Source organism: Fischerella sp., assembly GCF_013388695.1.
Taxonomy (GTDB): domain Bacteria; phylum Cyanobacteriota; class Cyanobacteriia; order Cyanobacteriales; family Nostocaceae; genus PCC9605.
In genome coordinates, this window is record NZ_JACAEU010000150.1 from 1 (window position 1) to 23,928 (window position 23,928).

Annotated in this window: 23 protein-coding genes and 1 pseudogene; 11 read left to right on the forward strand and 13 right to left on the reverse strand. The window is 42.8% G+C overall.

What is annotated here, in order from left to right:
- Nucleotides 1–181 precede the first annotated feature (181 nt).
- A complete protein-coding gene (gene trxA, locus HXY43_RS20025; protein ID WP_026731706.1) occupies nucleotides 182–505 on the reverse strand; it encodes a thioredoxin in 324 nt (107 codons plus the stop codon).
- Nucleotides 506–582: 77 nt separating this feature from the next.
- On the opposite strand from trxA, the gene HXY43_RS20030 reads away from it, so the two are divergent.
- Nucleotides 583–921: a helix-turn-helix domain-containing protein gene (locus HXY43_RS20030; protein WP_026731705.1), complete on the forward strand. Its 339-nt coding sequence runs from the start codon at nucleotides 583–585 to the stop codon at nucleotides 919–921.
- 123 nt (nucleotides 922–1,044) lie between these two features.
- On the opposite strand, the gene HXY43_RS20035 is transcribed toward HXY43_RS20030, so the two are convergent.
- Nucleotides 1,045–1,521 (reverse strand): GNAT family N-acetyltransferase, encoded by a 477-nt coding sequence (locus HXY43_RS20035; RefSeq protein WP_290886667.1) that lies wholly within the window; start codon nucleotides 1,519–1,521, stop codon nucleotides 1,045–1,047.
- Nucleotides 1,522–1,650: 129 nt separating this feature from the next.
- On the opposite strand from HXY43_RS20035, the pseudogene HXY43_RS20040 reads away from it, so the two are divergent.
- Nucleotides 1,651–2,003 (forward strand): annotated as a pseudogene (locus tag HXY43_RS20040) (MFS transporter).
- 266 nt (nucleotides 2,004–2,269) lie between these two features.
- Here the strand turns inward: HXY43_RS20040 and HXY43_RS20045 are convergent.
- Nucleotides 2,270–3,616, reverse strand: coding sequence for a hypothetical protein (locus tag HXY43_RS20045; protein ID WP_290886670.1), 1,347 nt, complete (start codon nucleotides 3,614–3,616; stop codon nucleotides 2,270–2,272).
- Between the two features lie 139 nt (nucleotides 3,617–3,755).
- Nucleotides 3,756–7,325 (reverse strand): NB-ARC domain-containing protein, encoded by a 3,570-nt coding sequence (locus HXY43_RS20050; protein ID WP_290886673.1) that lies wholly within the window; start codon nucleotides 7,323–7,325, stop codon nucleotides 3,756–3,758.
- A gap of 485 nt (nucleotides 7,326–7,810) precedes the next feature.
- Between HXY43_RS20050 and HXY43_RS20055 the strand changes: the two genes are divergently transcribed.
- Both HXY43_RS20055 and HXY43_RS20060 read left to right on the forward strand, forming a co-directional pair.
- Nucleotides 7,811–8,182 (forward strand): hypothetical protein, encoded by a 372-nt coding sequence (locus tag HXY43_RS20055; RefSeq protein ID WP_290886676.1) that lies wholly within the window; start codon nucleotides 7,811–7,813, stop codon nucleotides 8,180–8,182.
- A 448-nt stretch (nucleotides 8,183–8,630) separates the two neighbouring features.
- Nucleotides 8,631–8,897, forward strand: coding sequence for a hypothetical protein (locus HXY43_RS20060; RefSeq protein ID WP_231510244.1), 267 nt, complete (start codon nucleotides 8,631–8,633; stop codon nucleotides 8,895–8,897).
- A gap of 226 nt (nucleotides 8,898–9,123) precedes the next feature.
- On the opposite strand, the gene HXY43_RS20065 is transcribed toward HXY43_RS20060, so the two are convergent.
- Complete coding sequence (locus HXY43_RS20065) at nucleotides 9,124–9,444, reverse strand: RNA-binding protein (RefSeq protein WP_026731696.1); 321 nt, start codon at nucleotides 9,442–9,444, stop codon at nucleotides 9,124–9,126.
- A 510-nt stretch (nucleotides 9,445–9,954) separates the two neighbouring features.
- Here HXY43_RS20065 and HXY43_RS20070 point away from each other — a divergent pair.
- Both HXY43_RS20070 and HXY43_RS20075 read left to right on the forward strand, forming a co-directional pair.
- Nucleotides 9,955–10,737, forward strand: a complete 783-nt coding sequence (locus tag HXY43_RS20070) for a putative hydro-lyase (RefSeq protein WP_290886682.1) — start codon at nucleotides 9,955–9,957, stop codon at nucleotides 10,735–10,737.
- Nucleotides 10,738–10,933: 196 nt separating this feature from the next.
- Nucleotides 10,934–11,878 (forward strand): DUF4392 domain-containing protein, encoded by a 945-nt coding sequence (locus HXY43_RS20075; RefSeq protein ID WP_290886685.1) that lies wholly within the window; start codon nucleotides 10,934–10,936, stop codon nucleotides 11,876–11,878.
- 8 nt (nucleotides 11,879–11,886) lie between these two features.
- Here the strand turns inward: HXY43_RS20075 and HXY43_RS20080 are convergent, their stop codons facing one another.
- The 3 genes from HXY43_RS20080 to HXY43_RS20090 form a co-directional block, all read right to left on the reverse strand.
- The gene (locus HXY43_RS20080) at nucleotides 11,887–12,915 is read right to left on the reverse strand and encodes a fatty acid desaturase (protein ID WP_290886688.1); all 1,029 of its coding nucleotides are present in this window, start codon (nucleotides 12,913–12,915) and stop codon (nucleotides 11,887–11,889) included.
- 289 nt (nucleotides 12,916–13,204) lie between these two features.
- Nucleotides 13,205–14,074 (reverse strand): 3'(2'),5'-bisphosphate nucleotidase CysQ, encoded by an 870-nt coding sequence (locus tag HXY43_RS20085; RefSeq protein ID WP_290886691.1) that lies wholly within the window; start codon nucleotides 14,072–14,074, stop codon nucleotides 13,205–13,207.
- 98 nt (nucleotides 14,075–14,172) lie between these two features.
- On the reverse strand, nucleotides 14,173–15,057 hold the full coding sequence (locus HXY43_RS20090) for a sugar kinase (protein WP_290886694.1): 885 nt from the start codon (nucleotides 15,055–15,057) through the stop codon (nucleotides 14,173–14,175).
- A gap of 293 nt (nucleotides 15,058–15,350) precedes the next feature.
- Here HXY43_RS20090 and rsmI point away from each other — a divergent pair, with 293 nt between their 5' ends.
- The 3 genes from rsmI to rpsU are packed head-to-tail and all read left to right on the forward strand — an operon-like array spanning nucleotide 15,351 to nucleotide 16,595.
- Nucleotides 15,351–16,205: a 16S rRNA (cytidine(1402)-2'-O)-methyltransferase gene (gene rsmI / locus HXY43_RS20095; protein WP_290886697.1), complete on the forward strand. Its 855-nt coding sequence runs from the start codon at nucleotides 15,351–15,353 to the stop codon at nucleotides 16,203–16,205.
- 26 nt (nucleotides 16,206–16,231) lie between these two features.
- Nucleotides 16,232–16,369 carry a hypothetical protein gene (locus HXY43_RS20100; protein ID WP_290886701.1) on the forward strand — a complete coding sequence of 46 codons (138 nt, stop codon included), beginning with the start codon at nucleotides 16,232–16,234 and terminating at the stop codon, nucleotides 16,367–16,369.
- A gap of 46 nt (nucleotides 16,370–16,415) precedes the next feature.
- Nucleotides 16,416–16,595, forward strand: coding sequence for a 30S ribosomal protein S21 (gene rpsU / locus HXY43_RS20105; protein WP_009459242.1), 180 nt, complete (start codon nucleotides 16,416–16,418; stop codon nucleotides 16,593–16,595).
- Here the strand turns inward: rpsU and HXY43_RS20110 are convergent.
- The 4 genes from HXY43_RS20110 to psbH all read right to left on the reverse strand — a co-directional run bounded on the left by HXY43_RS20110 (nucleotide 16,588) and on the right by psbH (nucleotide 18,316).
- Nucleotides 16,588–16,818 (reverse strand): hypothetical protein, encoded by a 231-nt coding sequence (locus tag HXY43_RS20110; protein WP_290886726.1) that lies wholly within the window; start codon nucleotides 16,816–16,818, stop codon nucleotides 16,588–16,590. The two genes, rpsU and HXY43_RS20110, sit on opposite strands and share 8 nt — an antisense overlap.
- Nucleotides 16,819–16,913: 95 nt before the next feature.
- Nucleotides 16,914–17,579: an aminoacyl-tRNA hydrolase gene (gene pth, locus HXY43_RS20115; RefSeq protein WP_290886728.1), complete on the reverse strand. Its 666-nt coding sequence runs from the start codon at nucleotides 17,577–17,579 to the stop codon at nucleotides 16,914–16,916.
- Nucleotides 17,580–17,663: 84 nt separating this feature from the next.
- Entirely contained in the window at nucleotides 17,664–17,912 is a 249-nt protein-coding gene (locus tag HXY43_RS20120; RefSeq protein ID WP_026731687.1) for a TatA/E family twin arginine-targeting protein translocase, read from the reverse strand.
- Between the two features lie 200 nt (nucleotides 17,913–18,112).
- Nucleotides 18,113–18,316: a photosystem II reaction center protein PsbH gene (gene psbH, locus HXY43_RS20125; RefSeq protein WP_026731686.1), complete on the reverse strand. Its 204-nt coding sequence runs from the start codon at nucleotides 18,314–18,316 to the stop codon at nucleotides 18,113–18,115.
- Nucleotides 18,317–18,402: 86 nt separating this feature from the next.
- Here psbH and psbN point away from each other — a divergent pair, with 86 nt between their 5' ends.
- Nucleotides 18,403–18,534 carry a photosystem II reaction center protein PsbN gene (gene psbN, locus HXY43_RS20130; RefSeq protein WP_016871838.1) on the forward strand — a complete coding sequence of 44 codons (132 nt, stop codon included), beginning with the start codon at nucleotides 18,403–18,405 and terminating at the stop codon, nucleotides 18,532–18,534.
- A gap of 86 nt (nucleotides 18,535–18,620) precedes the next feature.
- On the opposite strand, the gene HXY43_RS20135 is transcribed toward psbN, so the two are convergent.
- On the reverse strand, nucleotides 18,621–21,980 hold the full coding sequence (locus HXY43_RS20135; protein ID WP_290886735.1) for an alpha-mannosidase: 3,360 nt from the start codon (nucleotides 21,978–21,980) through the stop codon (nucleotides 18,621–18,623).
- A 192-nt stretch (nucleotides 21,981–22,172) separates the two neighbouring features.
- On the opposite strand from HXY43_RS20135, the gene HXY43_RS20140 reads away from it, so the two are divergent.
- Nucleotides 22,173–23,849, forward strand: coding sequence for a hypothetical protein (locus HXY43_RS20140; RefSeq protein WP_290886738.1), 1,677 nt, complete (start codon nucleotides 22,173–22,175; stop codon nucleotides 23,847–23,849).
- Nucleotides 23,850–23,928 lie beyond the last annotated feature (79 nt).

Sequence of the window (23,928 nt, forward strand, 5' to 3'; positions counted from 1 at the left end):
AAAATAAGTCAAAAGCATGCCCAAGGGGCGCAGCGAAGGGTTAAAAGCTAAAAGTAAAAAGAAAGAATTTTTTCTTTTACCTTTTTACTTTTTACTTCTCCAGTTCCTTTGCCCCATGCCCCATGACCCATTTTTTAGTTAGGTAGGGTGGGCAATTAGCCCACCTAACTATCAACCTAGATTACAGATACTGTGCTAAAGTTTTAGCTAAGGTTGTTTTTGGTACTGCACCGACAACCGTATCGACTTGCCGACCGCCTTTAAACACCATGAGTGTCGGAATGCTGCGAATCCCATAATGGCTGGCAACAGTGGGATTTTGATCTGTATTCAGCTTCACCACTTTCACCTGTCCTGTGTATTCGGCAGCCACTTCATCTACGACGGGAGCCACCATGCGACAAGGACCACACCAAGGTGCCCAGAAGTCTACTAACACGGTAACTTCACTTTCGAGGACTTCTTGCCTGAATGTGGCTTCTGTCACGTTAGTAATGGATGACATACTCGCCTCCTGTTATTTCGTTTATTCGATTTTATCGAATAAATAAAATATAATCTAATTTTTGGGATAATGCAAGTATGAGATTCTTATATCATCCAGAGCGAAAACATATTTCATTGGCAGGAGTGTTGTATGCTTTAGGCGATCCTGTACGGTTAGAGATTGTACGGCAATTGGCGACTAAGGGGGAGCAGTGTTGTGCCGATTTTGATTTTGCGATCGCCAAGTCCACCATGTCCAACCACTTTAAAATTTTAAGAGAGTCTGGCGTAGTCTGGACGCGCAAAGAAGGAACACAACATATAAATTCACTCAGGCGAGAAGATTTAGAAGTATTGTTTCCGGGGTTGTTGGATGTAATATTGCGATCGGCACAACCGTTAATGAGTCAAGAGTCAAGAGTCATTGGTCATTAGTCATTGGTCATAGTCATTAGTCATTGGTTATTATTTACCAACCACTAACCACTAACCAATGTAGAGACGTGCCATGGCACGTCTCTACAACTACTAACCACTAACCACTAATCACTAACCAACCTAAATATCTAACCGCATTTCGTTGGTTGTCGAAAAACCAAGGCGTTCGTAAACTGGTTTGCCAGAGGGCGAGGCGTGGAGGATAACTCGCGTACAGTTTAGTATCCGCAAGTGGTCAACTGCCATACTCGTCAGCTGCTTGGCGATACCTTGACCACGGAAATGTACGTCAACATAAACACCCCAAACATAGCCATATTTACGATAATGCTCTGCAAGTACGTGGGGGTAAAGACCAGTAAACAACTGACAACTAGTTGAACCGATCACTTTACCGCCAGTTTCTGCAACAAAAGCTTTGTAGTATAATTCTCGCCGAGCGCGGCTGATAAAGTCCAGAATCACCTCAAGCCAGTCAGATCGGATGGATTCAGCTGAAACGTCGTTATCTCGCCATAGTTGATAAAAGTGTTGAGCAATCAAAGCATCTTCTTGGGGAATAGCTTCTCGAAAATGAACAGTTGGTGTTACCGACATTATTCAAAATACATGGGGTTGCGTTCCATCCTAGTATTTCTATATTCTCAGTAGAAGCATCTGTAATATTTTCCTCCACTCCTCCACTCCCCCACTCCTCTTATGACCGCACCAGCAGCACCTACATCAATGTGGAGTCCCCTGCGGCAGCCAGTATTTCGTGCTTTGTGGATAGCATCGGCGGTATCAACAATTGGTACTTGGATGCACGACGTAGGGGCAGCTTGGTTAATGACCACTCTGGCTCCCAACTCACCGCTGTTGGTAGCGCTAATGCAGGCGGCGGCTAGCTTACCTTTTTTTTGCTGGCATTACCAGCAGGAGCGATCGCCGATGTCGTCGATCGCCGCAAGCTGCTACTGTGGACACAAACTTGGATGCTGGTGGTTGCAGCCTTACTGGGAGTACTGACTCTGGCAAAAGTTATCAGAAAAATGGGTTTTAAACCCATTTTTCTGATAACGGTCTGTGAACTTCGTTAATGAGACTTGGATACTCGTGGACGAGCATTGGAACCTTGTTGATGAATCTTTGATACTCGTGAACAAATATCGGAACCTCGTCAATGAGTCTTGGATACTCATCAATGAGCATTGGAATCTTGTTAATGAATCTTTGACACTCGCGGACGAGAATTAGAACCTCGTTAAAGAATCTTTGATACTCGTGAACAAATATCAGAACCTTGTTAATAAGCATTTAATTCTCGTTAACGACTCTTTGCAACTTGTAGGCGAGTATCAGAATCTCATCGATGAATATTGGAAACTTGACTTTGGATTTTAAGAATTTCCTGTAGCTGCTGTTCATAGAAAAACTCCTTTTCTCCCAAGGCTGGAACCAAATCAGTTAACCAGTTTGCTTTCTCGTCATAACGTGCAAAAAAGGGACGTTTGCACCAATCGCGATCGCGTCCTTGCAAGAAAGAAAGTACAAAAACCTTCTCGCCCTTAATCTGTGCGACGCCATCCACTGCAACTTTACCCGGTAGTGCTGACATGACTGGGCCTCGAACCGTACGAGCTAAACCAGACACCTTTTGGATTGCGGCTTGAAATATTTCCCAAGCTTGAACGATTGGCACTTCAAAGTAGTGTTTTGCGCCGGTGTCACGTTCCATAAACATGTAGTAGGGGACGCAACCTAAGCGAACTTGCTCTTGCCACATCCGCGTCCATACTTGGGAAGAATCATTAATTCCACGCATGAGCGGCGCTTGGGTACGAATCTGTGCTCCTGTGGTGCGAATGTGGCGGATCGCTGCTTGAGCAATTTCGGTTTCGATTTCTTTCCAGTGGTCATAGTGTGCCATAATCGCGAGATGCTTGCCTGCAAGAGTTACCTTCTCAAACAAACGCAAGACATCATCAGCATCTTCATTTGTCACAAACCGATAAGGCCAGTAAGCTACTGACTTAGTACCAATCCGAATCGTCTGGATATGTTCAAAACCCTCACCTAATAGCGGTTCGATATACAAAGAGAGATGCCTAGCTTTCATCGTCATCGGATCTCCCCCGGTAATTAAAACATCTGTTACCTCTTGATGTTGGCGAAGATAGTCTTGGAAAAGTCCTGATTCGCGGGTAGCAAATTTTATTCCGTCCATACCGACAAACTGCGGCCAGCGAAAGCAGAACGTGCAATATGCATGACAAGTTTGACCGGCTGTAGGAAAAATCAGGACTGTCTCGGGATATTTGTGTTGAATTCCCGGTACTCGCTTGCCATCAAGAGTTGGAACATTGTATTCAACTTGCCCAGCTGGATGGGGATTGAGTTGCGATCGAATTGCATTTACAACCAGACGCAAATCTTCTCGGGTGGAATTTTGGAGATGCCAAATTACCTTATCCAGAGATTCGGGAGATAACATCTCTCCCTGAGGAAAGGTGAGGCGGAAAATTGGGTCATCAGGAATGTTCTCCCAATCAATTAGCTCCTCTACCACGTAGTTATTGACACGGAACGGCAACACTTGAGCAACTGCTTTGATTGCCAAGCGGTCTGCTGCTGAAAGTTTTTGCAGTTGGGGAAGCCGATCTATGTCTTTTATTCCATATAGTTCGATTTTCTTAGGTTTAATTTGTAACATTCATTAATCTCTTTAATATTTAGGATAAATTAGAAAGATTTTTACCTTTTGCCTGCTGGCTGAAACACTTGGTGTCTTTGTGCCTTGGTGGTTAAAAACTTTTGAACCACTAAGACACTAAGACACAAAGATAAAATGATTAATTTTCAATAGCACCCAATTCTTTGAGTGTATCTTTTTGTACCTCGTTCAAACCAACAACACCTTTAATGTTCATCCCTTCATAAGGTCTTTTTGGCAAAAACGTTTTGATGCACTCACCTGTTGTGATATTCCATTGTTTGATGGCTCCATCTTGGGAACCACTGAATAAATAACCATCGGAACTGAAAGTAACAGAACGCACCCAATTGCTATGTTCTTTCAGCGTGTTAATACGCTGGCTGCTGTCAAGATCCCAAATCTCTACGGTGTGATTGACGCAAGCACAGGCAATAATTTTACCTTCGGTACTAAAAGCCACAGAACGCACCCAATCTTGACAGTGTAAAATTTGACGGCATTCTCCAGTGTAAATATCCCACAGCCGTACAGTTTTATCATCGCTACCACTGGCTAAGATCCCCCCAAACCCCCCTTCCAAAGTAGGGCTAAAAGCAACAGACCAGATTCGCATCGTATGTCCTTCCAAAGTGCGAATACATTCACCTGTATGGACATTCCACAGCCGCACGGTTTTATCGTTACTAGCGCTAGCGAGAATTTCACCGTCGGGACTAAAAGTGACAGACTGCACCCAATTTGTATGCCCCTGCAAAGTCTCAAAGCATTGACCTGTACGAACATTCCATAGCTTGATACTACAGTCAACGCTACCGCTGGCGAGAGTTTGACCATCAGGGCTAAAAGCAATAGACCGAACGCGATCGCTATTTTGCAAAATTTTCACGCACTGTCCGGTCAGAATATCCCAAAATCTGATAGTGTGGTCATCACCGCCGCTAGCTAATATCCCCATCGAATTGTACGCCGCAGGCGTTCTTGGAGAGTAAGCGACAGACCAGAGACGACCAGTGTGCCCTTCCAAAGTGCGGATACATTCGCCAGTGTGAATATCCCACAACCGTACAGTTTTATCGTCGTTGCTACTCGCAATTATCTTCCCATCTGCACTAACGGCTAGGTCGTGTATCCAATTGGTGTATCCTTGCAAGACTTGGATGCATTGATAAGTCTCAACATCCCAAAACCTGACGGTTTTGTCATAGCCACCACTGGCAAGTGTTTTTCCATCCGGACTAAAGGTAACAGACCGTATGGAATTGGTATGTCCCTCAAGAGTTTTAAAACATTTGCGCGTTGTTATATCCCAAAGTCTGACTGTTTGGTCAGAACTGCCAGTAGCGAGAATTTTTCCATCGGGACTGAAGGCTACAGAACGTATTGAACTGGTGTGTCCTTTGAGAGTCTGCAAACATTCACGCTTTGTTATATCCCAGAGTTTAACTGTTTGGTCAGCACTGGCGCTGGCGAGAATTTTGCCATCGGGGCTAAAGTCTAAGGACAACACCAACTTTGTATGTCCTTGAAGAGTATCAAGGCATTGGCCTGTGTTCACATCCCAAAACTTAATAGTTTGATCGGCACTGCCACTAGCAAGAATTTTGCCATCAGGACTGAAAATTACATCACGTACGAAGCTGTTATGTCCCTTTAAAATTTTCAAGCATTCCTGGCTGCGAACATCCCAAAGTCTGATAGTTTCATCACTACTACCGCTAGCGACTATATGACCTTGGGGATTAAAGACTACAGACCTAATCCAATTAGTATGTCCCTGAAAAGTTGTTAAAAGTTTTTGGCTTTTGACATCCCATAGTTTCACAGTTTGGTCATCGCTACTACTAATAAGTGATTTTCCATCTGGACTAAATCCAACGGTTCTTACCCAGTTGTCGTGTGCTTTCCAATTACAAATTTGTTCACCGTTTGCAGTTCGCCAAAAACTAATTCTGCCATCGGCATCACCCGTAGCAACAATTTCTCCATTGACTGGGTGAAATGCTACTGACAAAACACTATCGAAGCTGCCAGTAAAAACAGACTTGGATAAATCTGAATTAGTAAAGTTGACATTATGCAACTTCACACCGATGAGGTATGCTTGACAAATCTTTAAATTGGCAAAATTACAACCACTTAAATCGATTCCTAAATGACAAAGGAGATTAATAATATTTCCTCCTGCATAACCTGATGTAAGTGGTGTATTTACCTGCAAGATGGTTAGAATTTGCAAAAGATGTTCTTTGATGAGATTTTTATTACCAAAAGTATTAATTAATCTTTCAGCAACTGGCTCCAATAGAAAACGAACTTGGGTATTTCTGATTTTTCCTTCTGTTTGAGCCTTTAGTAAGGCATACCTTTTGAAGAGTGAAATTTTCTCTAGAGTAATATCTGAGGTAATTTCTTCACAAATCTGGTTAACTAATTGGCTAACCATATATTCCATGACTACGGGCTGTAGCGTAAATCTAGATAAACCCTTTTCGTTATTAATTAGCGATCGCCGCCGCAGTGATTCTAAAGCTTCAATTAATTGTGGTTGTGATGCAGTGGAAATAATATCTGCTTGTAACTCTGAAAAGGAAGTGGGTTTCAAATTAATTGCCAGCCAAAATAAAATTTCTTTTTCTAAGTCTGATAAACGATTAAATTGCTGTTCTAAAAGATTACGAATATCCCCAACAAACACTGAATTACCTTGACTGAGAAATTCAGTAATATTCCCGCCAAATACTTCTTGAATAGTGGTGGCAACTATTTTTAATGCTAAGGGATTACCTGCGTAGTGATCTATTAATTTGTTCCAGTCTTCCTCTGAACCAAAAAAATCACCTTTACCAACAAAAATGCTCTTTGCTGCCAGATTTTCTAAACCGCTTAATTGTAAGATTCGAACTTTGAGTTGGTCTCCTTCCAAGGTAACAATTTCTCTCGGAATCTCTCGACTAGTTAACACCAAACAGCTTTGATGAGGCATTTCTCCTATTTGTCGGAACAGTTCCCCATATCCTTCATATCCTTTTTTATACTGTCCAGCACTTTCACCCCCCAGCAGGATTGACTCTGCATTGTCCAGTACGAGCAAACAGCGGTATTTCCGCAAACAGGCAATTAGTTGTGAAATTCCCGTTGTTACATCCGACCATTCGATTTTCGCTTCGTGGTCTGTGCAAAAGAACGCGATCGCATCTGCCAGAATCTCTTGGACAGTAGGTGCATGACGCAGCGATCGCCAGATCGCGTACTCAAACCGATCCTGAATTTTCTGTGCCAGCTTCATAGATAAAGCTGTTTTGCCAATTCCCCCCATACCAAATATCGCCACAAGTCGGCAGCGATCTTTGACTACCCATTTCTCTAAAAGGTCTAACTCCAACTCGCGTCCAAAGAAAATGGGAACATCTGGTGCTTCGCCAAAATCCCGCTGGGATGAGGCACTAGCTGTTGTTGATAACTGATATCTCTCGTTTAGGAGATTCCTGATGATCTCTAATTTTCCAGGAGTACTCCCGGCAATACCAAACTTTTGGTAGACCGAACCAAGCCGCTTACGCACCGCCGCCGCACTAATCTCAAGAGTGGTTGCTATAGACTCTGCCGTATGACCAGCTAAAGCCAGAACTAAGGCGCTTAGTTCTGCTTCAGATATATTGCGTTCAGTCGTAATTGCTCTCAAAAAGCTTTTGGAAATTTCAGTCATAGGGGTAAACCTCTCCAGACTAATTTATAAGTATGTGAGGTAAAAAAGAGCTTTTAGTTATACTTGGTTATCGTCAGTAGAATTCAAGACATCTCCTTTAGTCAGCTCTCTGGCAATCAAGAGGACGGGAGAGGATCAAACCAGCCCTAGAAAAGGCGAAAAATTACACTAGGTAACAAATCACCACTACCAAATATACTCTAAATTATCAACTTGTCAACCTAAATTATCAATGAGTATTGACAACTATATCAAGCAACTATAGAATTTATAACTAACTAGGTGTAAATATAGTTAACTAGTGCAAAATGGCAGAAATAACTATCCAGTTGAAAAACTAGCTTTCACCCGCGCATGGTGCAGCTACACAAACAAAGGCTGGGTCGGTAGGCTTCGTAGGAATAACTCCAGGCATTATCCTTTTGCCTTCTTGTACTAGGTATAAATCGCGAGGATAGCTAAAGTAACTAGCACTGAGGTATTCTATGCCACCACCTGAGGCTCCTAATCAATTTTTTGACTTGATCGAGCAAGATCTTCTTGTTTGTCAAAGTTGTAGGGATGGAATCATTGAAGTTACGATCCGCAAGATAGGTTTGGAAGAATTTGAACTGCGTCTGATTTCCTTCCGGGGTTCCTGGCGCTGTCCTTCTAAGGATCTGATTAGCTACGTAGAACAGTTACCACTAGATACGCACAGTCAAGTAGCTATCTATCGCGAACACTTCCAAAAGAGGTTGAGGAGTTTGTTACCTAATGGGTTTGGCTCACTCAAGCTAGATTTTTCAAAATCCAGAAGAGGAAGAACTGCGCCAATGTTTAGCTGCACGAAAACCGAATTGTTGGATTTTGACTGATTTGTGAGTAGGTCTGCTTAATAAAAGTATTTTTCGTGGTGACTGGCAATAGGAAATAATGAATAGAGAATGGTTAGTGGTTAGCGATCGCTAGTAAACTACTAACTACCAAATTTTACCTCTAGGTATGGAAAAGCAGTAAAAACTGTTTTCGCCCTTGAGGTCAACAAGTTAATAATTTTCAGTCCAAGAGAGTTTGGAAAAAGGCTACAGCAGGGCTGATCGGTGCAACAAGTCATCGCATCAGCTCTGTTTTTTTAAGTACTCAAACAGAATTAATTACACACCTCACATCTTGCACCAAGAAAAATTGATGTAATTTTATTACTCAGTAAAAAAAGCGGAACTCCTAATTTAACGATAAAAGTCAATAAAAATCAGGTAGCTTTATCGCACATCTTTTTACTTTATCTGGGGTTGTACGGTGAGGTGCAAGATATGAGACACGATGAATTCAATTTTGCTCAACTACTTATTCACATTCACCGATCGGGAGTTCACAATTATGTCTTTATTTCGCTTGGCTTGCGTGTTTCTTAAATATTTTTTATTAGCATTGGTTGGTTTAGCGATCGCCTATGTTTTATCATCTCCTTTTGGAGGCATAGGGATAGCAGCTATGCTATTTCCTTATGTTGTAGACTTAGTTATGCGATTTGGAATTGTTCTGTTCTGCGTAATCGCAACAACAATCATCTTTGAGTCTGTGCGATAAAAGATGTTTAGAAAGTCAAAAAAGCTTGTGCAACGATACTCTCTCAACAGAGAAAAACACAACAGTGTTACACCAATGAAGCTTAAATTTTATCAAGGCTATCTGAGCGATAAACAGTAGGAGTTGCGATTGATCTACATTCCGTTAAATACAAACTTCCAGCAGAGTCAAGCCATTGCTTTAATCTGCTGGAGTTTCTAGAGGTTAAATGTTTTATCTTAAGGTTTTAGTAGCGGCGATTGCTGCGTCCACCATTACCCCAGCTGCCACCACCTGAAGAATAATTTTTTTGATTGGTTTTCTCTGTACGAGGTCTAGCTTTGTTAACCTTCAAGTCTCTTCCCATCCACTCTGCGCCGTCAAGGGCATCAATAGCACTTTGTTCTTGTGCATCTGACTCCATTTCTACGAAGCCAAAACCGCGTAAACGACCTGTTTCGCGATCTGTAGGTAATTGAACTTTCTTAACTGTGCCGTACTCAGCAAAAACTTGCCTGAGGTCTTCTTCCCTAACCTCGTAGGATAAATTACCAACATAAATTGACATAGTGCATCTCCGAAATCACATAGGTAGAGAGTTAGATTCGGAGAGACGCTTCATAATAACCAAAACGATATTCTCAACCGAAAATAATTCCTGCCTTTGAAGTATAGCAAAAAATTTCCATGACCACAGCTTGTGGTGCGATCGCCATATCTTCACTATTTTTTATCGATAGATGGAATAAACCTATATTTATTTAATACTTGCTTTCCAGTTCTACGAGTGGCAAAGTTTACAAATTCTTGCACGGTTTTTGATGTTAGCTTTTTGATGATAATCCCGATAGGTCTTGTCATTTTATACCTATCGTTTTTGACATTTTGAATTGCGAGGAAGTCCAAGAAACGCGATCGCCCTTAGCAAAAATATAAATCAACCCTTATTTTTCATAGAATTCATCTCATTGAAGCCTAATGCAACTCGGCATAAATAACTCTACATTTAGAAGTAAGCCTAAAGATTAATTTATCAGCCATTCCTCCCTTTGCCTTCAAGCACTAGCAGCTAAAACTCATGAATCCATCATTGACTGCAACTGAAGTCCGTCAACTATGTCGCCAGGGAAAATTTCAAGCCCCTACTCCTGGACTTGCATCTGGGTATGTGCAGGCAAATCTAGTCATATTGCCCAAATCTATTGCATTTGACTTTCTGCTATTTTGTCATCGCAACCCCAAACCCTGTCCCTTACTTGATGTGACTGAAGTTGGGAACCCCGAACCTCAAATGGTTGCACCCGGTGCTGACATCAGATTTGACTTACCTCGTTACCATGTGTTTCGCCACGGTGAACTTCTAGAGGAAGTTACGGATATCAAAGAATTTTGGCGTGATGATTTTGTCGCCTTTTTGATTGGTTGTTCGTTTTCGTTTGAAGCAGCACTGATGAATGTAGGCGTACCCGTGAGACATATTGAGGAAGGCAAAAACGTACCGATGTATAAAACTAGTCTTAATTGTATGTCAGCAGGCGTGTTTTCTGGCCCCTTAGTAGTTTCTATGCGTCCCTTGTCACCTGCTGACGCCATTCGCGCCGTGCAGATTACCAGCCATTTTCCCAAATCTCATGGTGCGCCTGTACATCTAGGCGATCCAAGTGCAATTGGTATTGCAGATATAAATTCTCCTGATTTTGGGGATACAGTGACAATTCGTGAGGGAGAAATTCCTGTATTTTGGGCCTGTGGCGTGACCACACAAACAGCAATTGTTCAAGCCAAACCAGAAATAGCAATTACTCACGCTCCTGGACATATGTTTATTACAGACATCAAAGATGAATCTTTTTCTAGCTAAATAACCATCATGAACTGCTTACACTCCTAAGCATAAAAATTATTTTACTCTTTGTGTCTTAGTGTCTTGGTGAGACCAGCCCCCGTCTTGGCGGTTCCCGTCACGATGGGGGACTGGCGAACCCGAAGGGTGTTTCAAGATTTTTTTTAACCACCAAGGCACAAAGGCACAAAGTATTTTCAAATCAGTTTGCCTAATGAAAATTGCCTTGAAATACTGCCCAGAAATCTTAGACAAAATTGCCCAACTAGAATCTATCTGCGGACGGGATGTTGGTAGAGGCATTCAGCCACTAGTTCAAATAGCGAAGGGAGGACTGCTGGCAACAGCTTGTTCCATCGCTGAACATCCCGATCCTCACGTAGCTATTATTACTGGTTTTTTTCTGCCATACGCTAATCCACCTGCTCCCGAAACCGATGGCCCCATAGGTTGCGCTCTCTTAGCAGCAGGTCTGCTGAGAGTCGGTATACCTGTCAGAATTGTCACTGACTCTCTTTGCTTTCGTGCAGTCAAAATTGCACTGCTGGCAGCAGGAGTACCTGCTAGTATTCCTTTTGATATTGTGCCAGTGGAGACGACCACAGGAAATCATCAAGTGGTTTCCTCGCTGCTCAATTTTTGGGACTCTTTAGAAAGACCTATTTCTCATGTGATTTCTATAGAAAGACCAGGCCCTAGTTATGATGGCATAGTCCGCAATATGAGAGGACAAGATATTACAGCTTATACTGCACCTTTACATATTTTATTTGCTTCAGAAAAAATCATCTCCGTGGGAATTGGTGATGGAGGTAATGAATTAGGAATGGGCAACATTCCTAAAGAAGTAATTCATCAACATATTCGTCATGGTGAAAAAATTGCTTGCATCATTACCTGCAATCATCTAATTGTTTGTGGGGTTTCTAACTGGGGGGCAACTGGTTTATTAACGGCTTTATCTTTGCTTCGTCCTGACTGGAAATCGGCAATTATTTCAGGATTAAATCCAAAGATTGAGTTTCGTATTTTAGAAACAATTGTTAAGTACGGGCCAGCAGTTGATGGAGTTAAAGCGGTGCAAAGTCTTTCTGTTGATAATTTAGCTTGGGAATTTCATGCCCAAGTATTGCAAGTAACAACTCGATTAATGTGGTAATTTCCAAACTAAACTGGAATCATGCAATGGCGACCTGTGGTATCAGAGTTGTCAACTTCACCAATTAAGGAAGGATGACGACTCCACCAATAAGTTGATTTGAGGTAGCCTGGTTCCAATTGCATGAGGGGAAGACCATGCTGTTGCAACACCCCTTGAATGCGGTGAAATGCTTCTGGAAGCCGGTTAAAGGGAATATCAGGAAAAGCGTGATGCACACCATGATAGTTCAAACCACCCATCAACCATCCGACCAGGGAACTAGTGTTGAGATTGCGACAAGCATAGAACTGCGTCAGTTGATGACCTGTAAACCTGCCCCAAAGCGCATAGTGTTCTAAGTGATCGCGCGTCTGTCCTATGACTCCAGCAACCCGTTCTAAAATTAACCAAAATAACAAGTAGCGCAGCAGTACTCCTTGAGAAATGAGTAAGATCAGCAGAATACCGTTCACCAGAAGCATACCTGTGATATCAAGTAGCAACTGTTGACGTATCCGAGGTACTACCGTCTGGAAGCGCACACCCTTAATAAACGTTTTAAAAATCATCCCAAATCCCGCCAGTACAAAAATATCGCAGACCCACTGATGACGCACATACCAGCGCACAAGAGGATGAGCTTGCTGATACTCTTGCCAAGTCCACTGGACTCGTTCTGGATCTCGTAGATCAATCCCATTCCAGCCATGATGCAAACGGTGCAGTTCTGCATAGATACTGTGGGGCCACAGCATTGGCCAGCTGATCAATCGGGGCATCAAAGCATCGAACCAATTCCATCCCGTCAGCGTCCGATGAATCATATCATGGGTGCACAGAAGCCAGTAACCATAGAATATTCCCGCCAGCATTGTTGCACCGACAAAGAGGCTGACCTTCGGTGTTAACCAAGCTAATGTCACCAGGCTGAAAAATATCAAACCAAGTATGCTGAAGCGTAATAGTCCTACTAAAGGATTTACTTGGTGTAAGTCGGCGGTGACTTGCCGTAACTCTTGAGAGAGACTAGTCAAAGTCATGGTGCGATCGCCCATAACCCACCTCACCTGAAATTGTAACCTAAGTAACTATTAGCTTAGCTCTTGAAAAAACTATTGCCATGTTGTATGTTCTAAAGGCTTCCTTAGAATGGCACAAACAAAAGAGGGGCAAAACAGCTTTACGACTGCATATTATGCAAATCTGTCAATATCCTACTTACAGTTTGCTGGGTAAATTTTTGCAACATAATCCTAATTTTTAATACTTTCCCACTCTCGATAAAGTTTGGTTAAGGGGGAATGGGTAAAGGGGAAAGGAAATGACCGAGCGTGCTTTCTCCATTTAACCTTTAACCGAACCGTATTGTTCCCACTCTCCTAAAATCTTTTGTGCTTGCTGACAAAGTACGTCATGGAACTGAGCATTACTAGCTAATAAACCACCCCATTGATTAATATCCCCGGTGTTGTATTGCAATGGCTGACCATCAAAGTGGGTGAACTGACCACCAGCTTCTGTCAAAATTAGTTCTGGTGCTGCCATATCCCAATCTTTAGGAGCAGATTTTCCAGAAAGGGAAATGTAAATATCTGCCTGTTGTTCAACAATAGTGGCAATTTTACAGCCTACGCTACCAACGGCTTTTTGATTTTGACAAGGCAAGTTTTGCAGTAAATATTCTAGTCTGTCATTGCGATGCGAACGACTGACAACAAGGGTTAAATCTTCAATGCGTTCCCGTGAGGATACTTTCAAAGAGGTGCTTTGGCGATCGCTATTTTCTACAAATGCACCACCGCCCTTGGTCGCGTAGTACAATTTTCCTAACTCCGGGAGTGCTACTACTGCTAACATCGGGCGATGTTCCTTGACCAAGGCCATGTGAATGGCATACTCTCCAGTCTTTTCAATAAAGTCTCGCGTGCCATCTAAAGGATCGATAATCCACGCCCATCCAGAATTCGGGTGCTTGGTTTGTTCTTGTTTGTAGGTTTCTTCGCTAATATAGGCAAAATCTTCTTGACCTAAAGCCGCTTGTAGCTTCTCCAAAATGTGGCGACTTACAGCAATATCGGCAATGGTGACAGGGTCATTATCTTTATACTGCACTTCTAGATTTTGATAAGTTTCATGGTAATAAGACCGCAGTATTTCAGCTGCACTCCAACCGACAGAACAAGCTAGTTCGAGGATTTTTTGTAGGTCTTGCATGAATTTTGCCTTATATTTCATGAACTTATCACCCCACCCCTTGCCCCTCACCGCTAGCAAGGAGGGGTATATTAGTTATTACTTTCCCCCCTCTCGGCTTACCCAGAGGAGGGGGGTGAGGTTTCCATCCAGCGGCGTGTGCCAAAAAATTGACAGGAAAAAGCAGCAATCTTTGCAGCTGATGCTAATGCATCAGTGAAATTTTCCCGTAAGATGTAATGACAAAAAGCACCGTGGAAAATATCTCCAGCCCCCAGTGTATCAACAGCTGGAATTTTTGGCACATCTATAAAGCCATTTGTACTCCCCTCTGAATATGTGAGATACCGAATCGGTTTTTCGCCGTGGGTAATAGCAATGTGAGAAATGCCAAGTCCACTGAGATAGGCAAACACTTCTTCTTCTGTCTGGCAATGGGGAGGATGGAAATTAGCAGAACAAATCGCGTAATCTACAAATGGCAAACTTTGTTCAAACCCTGATTTCCAGCTACCAGCATCAATAACAACTGGGATATTTCTGGCTTTTGCTGTTTGGGCAATTTCTATCCCAACTGTCATTTGATGTCCGTCAATTAGTACGATATCAATATTTTGGAGAATGTCTAACGGAATAGCTTGGCTGTTGGCTTGAGTTTTGACAGCATTGATGGAAATTACTGCGCGTTCTCCGCTAGCTTGGGTAACAATGATAGAAGAAACTGGCGGTGGGTTTTCTGTGGTGGGATCAAGGTCAATGATTTCGATTTGATATTTTTGCAAGTCCCCACGAATTAGCTGCGTCATCGGGTGAGAACCCACTACACTTAACACTGTAGCTAGATTACCCAAATGGCTAAAAGCAACAGCAGCATTTGTAGCCGGGCCACCTGCGGCAACAGTATAGTCAGCAGCGACTATTTTTTGATTGTTCTTGGGGGGAGATTGGGCAAGGTAAATTAGATCCAAGGTTAATAAACCAACAAATAAGCCATTATTGGTCATTGGTTAGTGGTTAGTAGTTAGTGGTTAGTGGTAAAACTACCCCTGTCAAGGTGTAAGTCTTGGAAATGGATTTTTCTTGGTGTCTACCCTGCGGGAAGCCGAATAAAGCGCGTCCATGCGCCTTAGTGGTTAAAAAATTATTTTTCACCACCAAGACACTAAGACACTAAGAGGAAAATGGTCTTCTGTGCTAGCATTTGGGTTTGTTTTCTAACTACCTTGACAGGGCTAGTGGTAAAACCCAACTACTAACTACTATCTACTAACTACTAACAACTCTTATCTTTTCCTTCATGCAAACCGATCCAAAACCAGGAACACTCTATGTTGTCGGCACCCCAATTGGCAACCTGGAAGATATGACTTTCCGGGGAGTGCGAATTTTACAAGCGGTGGATCTGATTGCAGCGGAAGATACGCGCCATACGGGGAAGTTGCTACAGCATTTTCAAATTAAAACTCCACAACTGAGTTACCACGAACACAATCGTAATAGTCGCATCCCAGAATTATTAAAGCAGTTGGGTGAGGGTAAAGCGATCGCTCTAGTTACAGATGCAGGTATGCCGGGAATTTCTGACCCTGGATATGAATTAGTCAAAGCATGTATTGATGCTGGGATCGCGGTAGTACCAATTCCTGGTGCAAATGCGGCAATTACAGCTTTAAGTGCAGCAGGATTACCAACGGAAAGATTTGTGTTTGAAGGATTTTTGCCAGCGAAAGCTCAAGGGCGACGAGAACACCTAGAATCCTTGAAAACAGAATCTCGCACTTTAATTTTCTACGAGTCTCCCCACCGTTTGCAAGACACTTTACAAGATTTAGCAGATATTTTCGGAGCCGATCGCCAAATTGTCTTGGCACGGGAGTTAACTAAATTTTATGAGGAATTTTGGCGAGGAACGCTGGCAGAGGCACTTTCTTTGTGTCGCGATCGCGAACCCCAAGGAGAGTACACTTTAGTAGTAGCGGGAACTTCACCCACTCAATTGCAGCTATCAGAAGTAGAATTAAAAGCTGAGTTAACAAAACTCATCGCTCAGGGAATATCGCGATCGCAAGCTAGCCGGGAGTTAGCAAAAGTTACTTCCCTACCCCGCCGCCAACTCTATCAACTTGCTCTTACTATTGATACTGGGGATTAGGGCATAAAAATTATGAATTATGAATTATGAATTATGAAATTTTCAGCATTCATAATTCTCACCAATACCCAATTCCCGATCCCCAATTCCCAATGCCCAATGCCCAATTAGGCGATCGCTTCTTTTTGGTCATAAGTATTTTACATGTAGTTTCGCCAAGGTAAAGGCGGCATTACAATGGGATATATCGATCATGAGGAAAACGCAAGAATGACCCAAGTGGTTTTAGGAGAAAATGAAGGAATAGAATCGGCTCTGCGCCGCTTTAAACGCCAGGTTTCCAAAGCTGGCATCTTAGCTGATGTTAAGTATCACCGGCACTTTGAAACACCGTTAGAAAAGCGCAAACGCAAAGCAGTGGCTGCTAGACGCAAGCGGCGTTTTAAATAAACCGACTCGGTACTGACGTTGCTTGAAAAAATAATCTTAAATCAGCTAAAGCGCCTCCGCTATCATTTTTAAAAAAAATCAGCAAGAAGAACCACACCCCTGATTGGGGTGTAAGGGGATTGGCTTGCACAGGTACGGAGCGCGTCAAGTGTCCGATTGTGGTTAGATGGAGCAAGCAAAACTGCTGCCCATCAACCAAACTAGAAGAAAAAACAAAAAACACCGTGTTTGCCACGGTGAAGGTTTTTCGGCGTTCAATAAATTAGGGCTTCTTGGGCTTTCCTCTATAAAAATTGCGTAATTAACAAGTCACAATAATTACACATTCTTAGCTGGAGAAATTTTCGGTTCAGGAATGTAAATTATGCTGCTGTTACAACGGTTCATCGCTTTTTCTACTCCTTGTTTGAGGCATAATTCTACGCATTCAGTTACAAACAGGAGTACATCCGATACAAGCTGAGTTTCAGAAGCGGAAAATTTCCCCAATACATGGGAGACAGCATTAGTTTCATCATTATTAGTAGCATCTTTTGGTCTACCAATGCCGATCCTCAGGCGGGGGAAGTTTTGCGTACCCAGATGGGCGATCGCGCTTTTCATACCGTTGTGTCCTCCAGCAGAACCAGACAAGCGCAAGCGAGTCTTTCCTAGAGGTAAATCCATATCATCATAAATTATCAATACCGACTCAGGTGGCAACTTGTACCAATTGATGACAGCCTGTATAGACTGTCCCGAGCGATTCATATAAGTAAGCGGTTTCAGTAAGCGAATCTTGTCTTTTGTTGGTGCGATACCTTCGCCGTACTCACCTTGAAACTTGCGATTTTCTGCCAGAGGAATCTGCCAAGAACGCGATAGAGCATCCAACGCAGCAAAACCAATATTATGGCGTGTTTGTTCATACTTAGGCTCTGGATTCCCCAACCCGACAATTAGTTGGGGAATCACCAAAGCTGTTTTGGCAGTGGCTTCTGTCATTTGAAGTCTGAATTATGAATTATGAGTTATGAATTATGAAGGATTAAGTAAATATATTATCCTCCTGCCTTTTGCCTTCAATCTTCAAACTTCTTCCTTTTGCACAGCCTCTAATTTCTTCGGTTCAATTTCAGCAGTAGTCTTCACCGCTTCTTCTAACTGAGCTGCTTCTTTTTGAAACTCATTTTGAAACTCCCTAGAAGCATCTTGAAAACCGCGAATCGCCTTTCCCATACTGCGGCCAATTTCTGGCAACTTCTTCGGCCCAAAGATTAACAGCGCCACAACCATAATCAGAGCCATTTCCGGCAGACCAATACCAAATACATTCATTTGTGCTTTCTCCTGTCAACTCAAGAACTGCTGCGGAAACCCACAAATTTAGTTTAGACATAGTTAGTGGTTAGTGGTTAGTGGTTAACAACCAACTACTATCTACTAACTACTAACTACTAACTACCAACTTGACAAAAAAACCCGGACTGGCCGGGTGGGTAAGCGTTTTGATGCAAGCTTTAGAGCTTTCCTATCAATTAACGCCCTAAACTCCGCCAATCAACATTGACGTCCTGGATCATTATTGACTTGTTATAGAGTTGCAGAATAATCAGCAGAAACACGAAAAATAGACCCATAAAAACAGCCATCAGGGGGGTAGTACCCCAACCTGGAGCAACTTTACCATATTCAGAGTTCAGGGGTCTGAGGATATCTCCCAACCGCGTCCTTTGAGCCATATTTCACCTTAAGATCAGTTGCCAAAGCATTTTTTAATCTTCTGTAATATTCTATAAGAATAGCACTCATAATCTATCCCTAAATTATGGAACCCGCAACAGTTCTTAGCATTTCCGTTGGCGCGATTGTGATTGTCATCACCGCGCTATCTATTTACACTGCTTTTGGCCCACCCTCTAAGCAATTGAGCGATCCGTTCGAGGACCATGAAGATTAAATGGGAATTGGTTGGTGGTTGTTTGGAATAACCAACAATAAACAACCACCAACTACCAACAAAGAACAACCCAACCACTACCTAGCTCAAATTCTTGCACAAGTGTTGACTTGCAGTTGAAAACTGGCAATTTTCCATGGTTTGATAGTCAAGGTTCGTTCAGAAGATGAGAATGCAGTCTTCGAGAAGGAACGCTCCAACAAATCTACCGACTCTCCCAGACTCAACCCCAAATCACTCTGCAAACCCAACTCGGCTGTTTCTCCGCAGCATTCATAACAACGAATAATCCACTGGTGTGGGTCATCTTCTGCTTGCTTTAGCGCCATTAAGATTAAATTTTCAGCAGATAAATCTAAGAAACTCACTTCACTTTCTGCACGTATTTGTTCTGTGGTAGAAGAGTTGGAGGCGAGGTTGTTTGGACACACCATGACTTGCAAGGGTATATTCAATTCATACCCGCGTCGGGTAGTATAGGCTGATTTCCAGTCACCAGCATGGGGATACAAGGCATAAGTGAATTCATGTAAACCTCGATCTGCTTGAGGATCGGGCCAGCTGGGACTGCGTAGTAAGGTCAAGCGCAGCTGATTTGATTGAGCATCGTAACCATATTTACAATCATTCAGCAAACTAACACCGTAAGAATTTTGGATTTTGGATTTTGGATTTTGGATTGAGGATTGAGGAGATAAGCTAGCAGTTTCTCCCTTGTCCCTGTTGTCTCCCTTATCCCTTTCTCCAATCTCTTCCGTCAAATCTGCCCAACGCAAAGCGGGGACTTCCCATTTTGCCTGTTCTGCTGGAGTTTGAGGTTTGGTGGGGCGACGAATCGCACCACAAGGAATTTCGTAGGTGGCAAAGTCTGCTTCGACCTTAAGAGGAAAAGCGGCTTTCACTAATACTTGCTGTTCTTGCCAATCAACAGTCGTAGCGATTTTCAGCATTGGTGAAGCTGCCCAGAGAATGTAATCACAGCAGAACTCCGATTCGCCGAGTTGTTGCACCACACGTAGGCGGCTTTGTACTGGGCCGTTTTCTAGCCATTGAATAGATTTCAATTTGGCTGGTGGTAGAGGATGCTGGGCATAGTTGGGATCAATGTTCCATGCATCCCAGTATTGACCGCTGTCTTGAAAGGCTTGTAATTGATTTCCACATGGTTGATTGAGAACTTCTCTGTTATTGACTTTGTCAAAAACGCTAGATAAATTACCAGTTTGTTCGTCAACAATTACCTGCAAAAATTCATTTTCTAAAGTCAATCTTTCTGGCGAAATTTGTTCTTGCTTTTGCAGACCTAATTTGGTATCTTCATAATGAGCTGTATTATTGTCTTTTTCAAACTCAGAGGGACACAACCAAAAAAGACGACAGCCAACCGATGGAATATCGCTAGCCAAAAATAGCAGCGTTGATGCCTCACCCATCTGGGAGACAAGTTGCTGTCCGGAGGTATCATAAATCTGCCATTCCTGGTTGAGTGTTGGCGCTGAGGGTAAGGAAACAGCGACGACTTCAGAACGCTGCCAATTGAGAGAATTAAACACTACTACAGGCAAACTGTCGGGTTTTGGCGGATCTGGGAAGCGAATTTGGGATGCGATCGCCCTTAATGATTCCTGCAATATCTCCGTACCCACTTTTTCGACTTCCTGCCACTCTGGCAAGGCATCCTCGTAAACTTCAGTAATCGAGGAACCAGGCAGAATGTCGTGAAATTGGTTAAATAACACTTTCTTCCAAGCAGCTTCTAGTTCCGCCTTTGGATAACTTACCCCACCGCTAATTGTTGCGATCGCCGCAAACAGTTCCGCTTGGTACAACAAATTTTCACAACGACGATTCCAGCGTTTTTGATCCCCGTGAGTGGTATAGCAACCGCGATGGAATTCCAGATAGAGTTCATCGTCCCAGGTGGGGAGAGTGGGCGAGTCGGCGAGTGAGCGAGTGGGAGACTCTTGACTCTTGACTCTTGACTGAAGTTGCTGAAGATATTTCTCAGCAGTAGTAAATTCTAGTTGCGGGAACAAAGGAGATTTTTGCCAGCGTCGGGCGATTTCTAACATATCACGGGTGGGGCCACCGCCGTGGTCGCCGACACCAGGAAGCCAAAGCGAGTTTGCAAAACCAGTTTGAGTTTGCCATTCAATAGCGTAGTCAGCCATTTTCACTGGATCGATTCCTTCACCGATGGGTGCGGACATCAAACTAAATATTTCACTGCCATCGGGAGAATGCCACCAAAAAGCACCATAAGGAAACTTAGTCGTATCATTCCAGCGCAACTTTTGAGTCACGAAATATTCAATCCCTGCTTGTTGCATGAACTGCGGCAAAGTCGCACAAAAACCAAAAGTATCGGGAACCCAAACCACACTGGCAAGCTTGCCAAACTTTTCCAGCACGTAGCGCTGACCGTACAATAACTGCCGAACAATTGATTCACCAGCAATCAAATTTAATTCCGGTTCCACCCAAAAACCGCCCACAACTTCCCAATTTCCCGCTGCTACTTGTTCTTGAATAGTCCTAAACAAGTCTGGGCGATTTTCCTCAACCCAAGCATACAACGCTGGAGTCGAATGACAAAAAATCAACTCCGAAAAATCTTCCTGCAATTTTAGAACCGACTCAAAAGTACCTTGTGCTGCCCTCCAAGTTTCGCTTACACGCCACAACCACGCCATATCCAAATGAGCATGACCCAAAAGATAGATTTTGGATTTTAGATTTTGGATTTTGGATTGCAGCAGTTTATCACGTAAAGATAAAAGCGCCCGATCAAACTCTCCCTTCTCTTCCTCTGTGTACTCTGCGTCTCTGTGGTTCATTACCTCTTCCACCATTGCTGCTAAACTATCCAACTTCTCTGGCGCAAATTTTTCTAAATAACGCTGCGTCACAGCCAACTCATCAGCCACAAAACCGGGATCGAGACGGTTATCATCAGTGGACTCATAAACTAGTAGCGATCGCACCAACGCCCCATCACAATGTCCCGGACTCACCAAACGCAAAGCTACTAATAATTCCTCCCCTGGCGTCACCGCCTGACTGAGTAAAACCCGAGGAGAACAATCAAATAAATCTCCTTCACCCAGCAACTCTCCATTCACATATATTTCGGCAGAATTTGCCCACCAAACCAACGCCAGCCGCAAAGACAAACCCTGTAGGGCATAACCCTGTAAATCTTGAGGAATTACTAATTTTTGCGCTAACCACAAAACCTTTTGTCCCCCAGCCCAAGCAATATGTCCCTTAGCATTGATTTGGGCAGGTGTCCAATCAGACAAAGAGGATGCGTTTACCTCAGCAACAGCCAGATCCGCTGCCAAAAAGCGCCAATTCGGGAGAATATTCTCTTGACAAAAAGAGCGTAGTTTCTCGACTGCCGCCCAGATGAATTTAGTATTGGATGGCGATACGGGAGAGGTCATATTTTCGCTATGATGTAGTTCATTGTTAGTTGTCTGTTGTTTGTTGTTTGTTGTTTGTTGATTGTTGTTCGCTCGTTTATAAAAGACAACTACCAACCACCAACCACCAACCACCAACTACTAACAAACAACCACTTTATTGTTTGGTGAGAATCGGATCATTCACAAAGCTCTCAACAAAAATTCACTACCATGCCTTCTGCTTCCTCTGAACGCTATCAAAGCAGACTTTTTAACTTCGTTCACAAACAATCTCGACGCTGGAGTGAAGGGGTAGGACGCACCTTCCGCCATCTGCAAGTTGCTGCCAGTTGGTCGCTAGAAGCACTCATGTACCCTGTATTTATGCTGATTCAAAAAGCTGTTGAGTCAGCAAACAAACAACTACACGCCGGACAGCAACCACAAAGGCTACAGTTACAAGCACAAGCAAATGATACCGATTTCCAGCCTAAAACTCCTCCAGTAGCTGATATCCCCATTCAGCAAGTGCTACAGGCTGTGGAGAGTCTGCAACTTCAGTCAAGAGTCAAGAGTCAAGAGTCAAAAGTCAAAAGTCAAGAGTCAAATATTACCCCCACTCTCCCCCTCCCCCCTTCTCCTAATTCCCCCACTCCCCCTCTCTCCCCCTCTCCCCATCTTCTTCACATTCGGGGAATTGCCTCTGATTTATCTAATCGGCAGTTGGTGTTGGTCAGCCCTAATAATGAAATTCTGGATATTTTGACGCCTCAGCAGCAGCAACTATTGGAAGACCGAATTATTGCAGAAGTTGCTAACTACTGGCGTTGCTGGCGATTATCTCAAGTAAAGGAAGAAACAAAGGTATTAAGTGAAATTAATAACCTATTGATCAAGCTAACTTCCAGTAGCAGTGAAAATAACTTGCCAGCGCTATCCTCTGGTAATGTAGATAAAAATATTGGGTATTCATCTTTACTAAATACTGGGCGATCGCTGTCATTGCTAGATGCAGCTGTTGCCAAGTTGGAAACAAATACTTTAGAGCCAGTATCTCGCGCCAGTTGGCAGCTAATTCAAGTTCTCCAAACTCAGTTCCAGATATTTATTTACGGTAAAGAGCAGATAACTACCAACACACAAACAGTAGTTGTTGCTAATAATTTAAATAATCAGACGTCGAATATTAAGAACTTAATTTGGGCGGCAGTCAATTTCTTTTTTGGAGAACGCCAGGCTAAAAAACTAGAGCAAACTACACCTAAAAATAGAACTCCTGAAGCTTTACCAATCAGTCCAAACCAAAGATTTCTACAGCATTCTATTTCTCAAACCTTTATTAAAAAGCCTCAGTTGCAACTTAACGAAGTAGATCTATGGCTAAGCGAGAGTGATTTGTTTGGTGATTTTCAGGCAGTAAGTGAACCTGCAAATAATAATGTCAGCAATCAACAGTTAGTTGCATCGACTTCAACTCCAAACTCTACCCTTTCTACAACTCAGAAAGCAATCTCTTCTCTACAAAACTTCATTCATCGCTTCAAAAGCATCACATTACCACTAAAATCAAAATCCAGCGCGGGATTAGTACAACGGCAAAAACCAATTCTTGACCTTACTCCTACTCAAAAACAATCTGCTAAATTAGCCACTGACACACAAACTGCATCCACTATTTCTCAGTTGGAAAAACAAAGCGATCGCACTAAAATTTCTCAGCGGCGACACCGCCAAACTTCCGAAGTTGAAGCAAAACCAGATTGGATTGAAACGAAAGCCAAAATAGTTGGGTATGATAAGCATCTACTAGAGCAAATTTTAGAATTGTTGGATAGCACTATGCTTTGGCTAGAGGAACTATTCGTGAGCATTTTTCAGATGTTACAGAAGTTATGGCGTGGTAAATAAATTAGTTAGTAGTTAGTAGTTAGTAGTTAGTAGTTAGTCCAAAGAACAAACCACAAACAACAAACAACAAACAACTAAT

Excerpts from the sequence above, each read along its gene's own strand:
- HXY43_RS20120 (WP_026731687.1), bottom strand. The coding sequence starts at position 17,912 with ATGAATGTATTTGGTATTGGTCTGCCGGAAATGGCTCTGATTATGGTT.
- HXY43_RS20050 (WP_290886673.1), bottom strand. The coding sequence starts at position 7,325 with ATGACTGAAATTTCCAAAAGCTTTTTGAGAGCAATTACGACTGAACGC.
- psbN (WP_016871838.1), top strand. The coding sequence starts at position 18,403 with ATGGAACCCGCAACAGTTCTTAGCATTTCCGTTGGCGCGATTGTGATT.
- HXY43_RS20065 (WP_026731696.1), bottom strand. The coding sequence starts at position 9,444 with ATGTCAATTTATGTTGGTAATTTATCCTACGAGGTTAGGGAAGAAGAC.
- HXY43_RS20085 (WP_290886691.1), bottom strand. The coding sequence starts at position 14,074 with ATGCAAGACCTACAAAAAATCCTCGAACTAGCTTGTTCTGTCGGTTGG.
- HXY43_RS20045 (WP_290886670.1), bottom strand. The coding sequence starts at position 3,616 with ATGTTACAAATTAAACCTAAGAAAATCGAACTATATGGAATAAAAGAC.
- HXY43_RS20070 (WP_290886682.1), top strand. The coding sequence starts at position 9,955 with ATGAATCCATCATTGACTGCAACTGAAGTCCGTCAACTATGTCGCCAG.
- HXY43_RS20140 (WP_290886738.1), top strand. The coding sequence starts at position 22,173 with ATGCCTTCTGCTTCCTCTGAACGCTATCAAAGCAGACTTTTTAACTTC.
- HXY43_RS20080 (WP_290886688.1), bottom strand. The coding sequence starts at position 12,915 with ATGGGCGATCGCACCATGACTTTGACTAGTCTCTCTCAAGAGTTACGG.
- HXY43_RS20035 (WP_290886667.1), bottom strand. The coding sequence starts at position 1,521 with ATGTCGGTAACACCAACTGTTCATTTTCGAGAAGCTATTCCCCAAGAA.
- HXY43_RS20060 (WP_231510244.1), top strand. The coding sequence starts at position 8,631 with ATGAATTCAATTTTGCTCAACTACTTATTCACATTCACCGATCGGGAG.
- pth (WP_290886728.1), bottom strand. The coding sequence starts at position 17,579 with ATGACAGAAGCCACTGCCAAAACAGCTTTGGTGATTCCCCAACTAATT.
- psbH (WP_026731686.1), bottom strand. The coding sequence starts at position 18,316 with ATGGCTCAAAGGACGCGGTTGGGAGATATCCTCAGACCCCTGAACTCT.
- HXY43_RS20135 (WP_290886735.1), bottom strand. The coding sequence starts at position 21,980 with ATGACCTCTCCCGTATCGCCATCCAATACTAAATTCATCTGGGCGGCA.
- HXY43_RS20090 (WP_290886694.1), bottom strand. The coding sequence starts at position 15,057 with ATGACCAATAATGGCTTATTTGTTGGTTTATTAACCTTGGATCTAATT.
- HXY43_RS20100 (WP_290886701.1), top strand. The coding sequence starts at position 16,232 with ATGAATTATGAAATTTTCAGCATTCATAATTCTCACCAATACCCAATT.
- rsmI (WP_290886697.1), top strand. The coding sequence starts at position 15,351 with ATGCAAACCGATCCAAAACCAGGAACACTCTATGTTGTCGGCACCCCA.
- HXY43_RS20030 (WP_026731705.1), top strand. The coding sequence starts at position 583 with ATGAGATTCTTATATCATCCAGAGCGAAAACATATTTCATTGGCAGGA.
- HXY43_RS20055 (WP_290886676.1), top strand. The coding sequence starts at position 7,811 with ATGCCACCACCTGAGGCTCCTAATCAATTTTTTGACTTGATCGAGCAA.
- rpsU (WP_009459242.1), top strand. The coding sequence starts at position 16,416 with ATGACCCAAGTGGTTTTAGGAGAAAATGAAGGAATAGAATCGGCTCTG.
- trxA (WP_026731706.1), bottom strand. The coding sequence starts at position 505 with ATGTCATCCATTACTAACGTGACAGAAGCCACATTCAGGCAAGAAGTC.
- HXY43_RS20075 (WP_290886685.1), top strand. The coding sequence starts at position 10,934 with ATGAAAATTGCCTTGAAATACTGCCCAGAAATCTTAGACAAAATTGCC.